Consider the following 3,106-nt stretch of genomic DNA (forward strand, 5'->3'; position numbering starts at 1 on the left):
CCTTGTCCTGATTTAAATTTAATCCACTATAGCTTCATTTTCTTACGAACCGTGAAAAGGCGGATTGCCGTGTGGCTAGGCAGGTCGTCTGAAAACAGTTTTCAGACGACCTTTCTACGGAAGGCGGATTAGAATTTGTAATTGACGTTGAACATTACATTACGCGGTTCGCCATAGTAGTTGTTCGCGCCTTTGCTGCTGACTTTGTTGTTCTCGTAGTAGTAACGGTTGAACAGGTTGGTCGAAATCAGTGCAAGTTTCAGGTTTTTCGATGCCTGATAATCAATGTTGGCATTGAATACCGCATGACCGCCGCGCTTCACGCCGTAGAGGCTGGCGGTTTTGCTTTGTGCGGTTACGCCGCCGCCGATGGTCCATTTTTTGCCGTCAAACGGCAGGTTGTAGCTGGTGTGGAGGCGCAGCATGTGTTTTGGCGTGTGCAGGCTGAAATTGGTGCCTGCGGGGACGGTGCCTTTGCTTTCCGCTTCAAGATATTTGGACCGGTTGAACGTATAACCTGCAAACAGTTTCCAATCTTCGCTCAGGTTGCCGGATATTTCGGCTTCGATGCCTCGGCTGCGGACTTTGCCGACGGGTTCCCAATACCATTTTTGGTCTGCCGTATCCCAAACCTGCACCGCACGGTTTTTTTGTTCGATGTCAAACAGGGCAAGCGAGGTATTCAGCTTGTGATCAAACCATTCGCCCTTCCAGCCGATTTCGTAGTTCGCGCCGGTAACGGGGTCGAGATAGGATTTGTCTTTGCGCTGATTGCTGTTCGGTTTGAAGATGGATGTGTAGCTGGCATACAGGCTTTGGTTCGGCGTCAAATCGTAGGTAACGGCGAAATAAGGATTGAAACGGACGGTTTTGCGGTCGGTAACCGAATCGGGATCGCTGTCTATCTTGCCATCCGTGTAGAAATAGTCGGTTATATATTTCGATTTGATGTGGTTCCAACGCGTACCTGCCATGATGTGCAGTTTTTCTTTCAACATATTGAAACGGAAGCCCAAAAGCAGCGCGTGGGTGGTGCGTTTGGAATGGGTTTCCCAATACATCTGATAAGGTGTGGCGTACCAGTCGGTGGGTTCGGCGATTTCGTTGCCGGTAAAGGTCATCGGGTCGAAGGAAACGCCCGGGTTGTATTGACGGCGGCTGCCGTTGTTTTTGGTGTGCGTGTAAGTGTATTCGGTAAAGATTTCCTGCGGCACGCCCGCAATTTCAAATTTGCCGTTCAAATTGTTTTTGAAGGTCAGTTGTTTTTCGTCATTGTCGTAACGGCTCAACCAGCCGGAGGCTAATGTGCCGCCGGGCGTGTAGCCTGCGTAGGACGTGGACGTATTGTAAATGCCGCTGTTTTTCTTGGTATTTTCGTTGTAGTTGTAATCCAGCTTGCCGGTATAACGCCAGTTGTCGTTGAAATAGTGTTCTACTTCGGCGAATGCGTTCGCTTTGTCGTAAATGCCTTTGTTCCAGTTGTAGCCCAGATAGGTATCGCGCGGCAGGTTCAATGCCACGCCCCAGTCGTCGGGCTTGGTGTGTTTGCGCTGATAGAGGCCGCCCCAAGTGATTTTGGTGTTGTCGCCGACGGATGCATCCATCACGCCGTAAAGCGTGGCATTGCCGCCTTTGACGCGGTCTTTAAAATTTTTGTCGCGTTCCAATGCGAAGACGGCGCGGCCGCGCAAAGTGCCTTCATCGTTCAGACGACCTGAAAAGTCCCCCGTGGTGCGGACTTTACCGAAGCGGTCGATTTGGGCTTCACTCTGAATAATGCGTTCGCTGGTGGGGCGTTTGCGTACGGCGTTCACCGTACCGCCCGGCTCGCCGTTTGCCTGCGTCAGCCCGGTTGCCCCGCGCACGACTTCGATATGGTCGTAAACGGCGATGTCATTCATGCTTTGCGCGTCATACATCGGATTGTTGATGGCGCCCGGGACGGTAGATGAAATTCCGTCTTCTTCGATTTGGTCGATATAGAACCCGCGAGATTGGAAACGGGGAATGCCGGTATCACGGATGACGTTGACACCGGTGGTGGTTTTCAGGGCATCAACCAAATTGGTAATCCCCTGCTCGCTGAGTTGTGTCTTGGTAATCACGCTCACCGATTGCGGCGTTTCTTTCGGGGACAAGGCAAGGCCGGTGGTGGTGCGCATGGCAGAGGTGGTGTAAGAGTCGCGGTTTTCGGTGCGGGTAGAACGGTTTTTGCCGGTTACGTTGACGGTTTGCAATTCCGAAGTCAGTACAGGTTGCGGCACGTCTTCAGCAAATGCGGCATAAGGTAATGCGGTAGCAATAAGTGCGAGGGTTTTTAAAGGTTTCATGCGTAAGTTCTCGGGTTGATAATCAAGTTAATTATTATGAATAATAATGATTATATTTTATCTTAATGCACATAATTTGTAATTAAATAACTAATGTTAATTGAGCTATTTCATGATTTCCGTACTTCTGCTATTTTTTGATAAACAACATCCGCATGAAGATTCAAGATCGTCTGAAACGGCTTTCAGACGACCTATGTTACAATTTGACGCATCCGAACCAAACCTATTACAGGAAACCTCATGGAAGCCACCGTCTATCTCGAAGACAACGAATACATCGCCCTGTGCGACCTGTTAAAACTCGCCGGACTTGCCGAAAGCGGCGGGCAGGCGAAAGCGTTTATCGCCGAAGGGCTGGTGTCGCGCAACGGAGAAACCGAAACCCGTAAAACCGCCAAAATACGCGGCGGCGAAGTCATCGAGTTTGACGGCGCGCGCTTGGAAATCGCCGATGGATACGACCCTGAAGAATAAAGCCGAAGCCCTCTTGGGCGAGCCGCTTTTAGACGAACCCGTCCGCCCCGAATCGTGGGAATGCTGCGGCAGCGACTGCGGCGATGTCTGCATCCAGACGGTTTATTGGACGGAAAAAGCCCGCTACGACGCGCAACGGCGGAAATTGAAAGAAGCGGGTTGGCCGGAAGACGAAGATAACGGAAAGGCCGTCTGAAAACGGTTCGGCTTGATCAAACCGTGTTTTCAGACGGCCTGTTATAGTAGATAAAATTGAAAACGTTCATATCGTCATTCCCGCGCAGGCGGGAATCCAGAAG

3 protein-coding genes are annotated in these 3,106 nt (G+C 50.7%); 2 read left to right on the top strand and 1 reads right to left on the bottom strand.

Annotated features, from left to right (window positions below; all coding sequences use genetic code 11):
- Positions 1 to 128: 128 nt before the first annotated feature.
- Positions 129 to 2,330 carry a TonB-dependent siderophore receptor gene (locus HMPREF3066_RS05695; RefSeq protein WP_060974851.1) on the bottom strand — a complete coding sequence of 734 codons (2,202 nt, stop codon included), beginning with the start codon at positions 2,328 to 2,330 and terminating at the stop codon, positions 129 to 131.
- 243 nt (positions 2,331 to 2,573) lie between these two features.
- On the opposite strand from HMPREF3066_RS05695, the gene HMPREF3066_RS05700 reads away from it, so the two are divergent.
- Both HMPREF3066_RS05700 and HMPREF3066_RS05705 read left to right on the top strand, forming a co-directional pair.
- On the top strand, positions 2,574 to 2,807 hold the full coding sequence (locus tag HMPREF3066_RS05700; protein WP_070441089.1) for an RNA-binding S4 domain-containing protein: 234 nt from the start codon (positions 2,574 to 2,576) through the stop codon (positions 2,805 to 2,807).
- Positions 2,785 to 3,003 carry a hypothetical protein gene (locus HMPREF3066_RS05705; RefSeq protein ID WP_070441092.1) on the top strand — a complete coding sequence of 73 codons (219 nt, stop codon included), beginning with the start codon at positions 2,785 to 2,787 and terminating at the stop codon, positions 3,001 to 3,003. The genes HMPREF3066_RS05700 and HMPREF3066_RS05705 overlap by 23 nt, the downstream gene beginning before the upstream one ends.
- The last annotated feature ends 103 nt before the right edge of the window (positions 3,004 to 3,106 follow it).

The sequence above is a fragment of the Neisseria sp. HMSC03D10 genome, assembly GCF_001807625.1.
GTDB lineage: Bacteria > Pseudomonadota > Gammaproteobacteria > Burkholderiales > Neisseriaceae > Neisseria > Neisseria mucosa.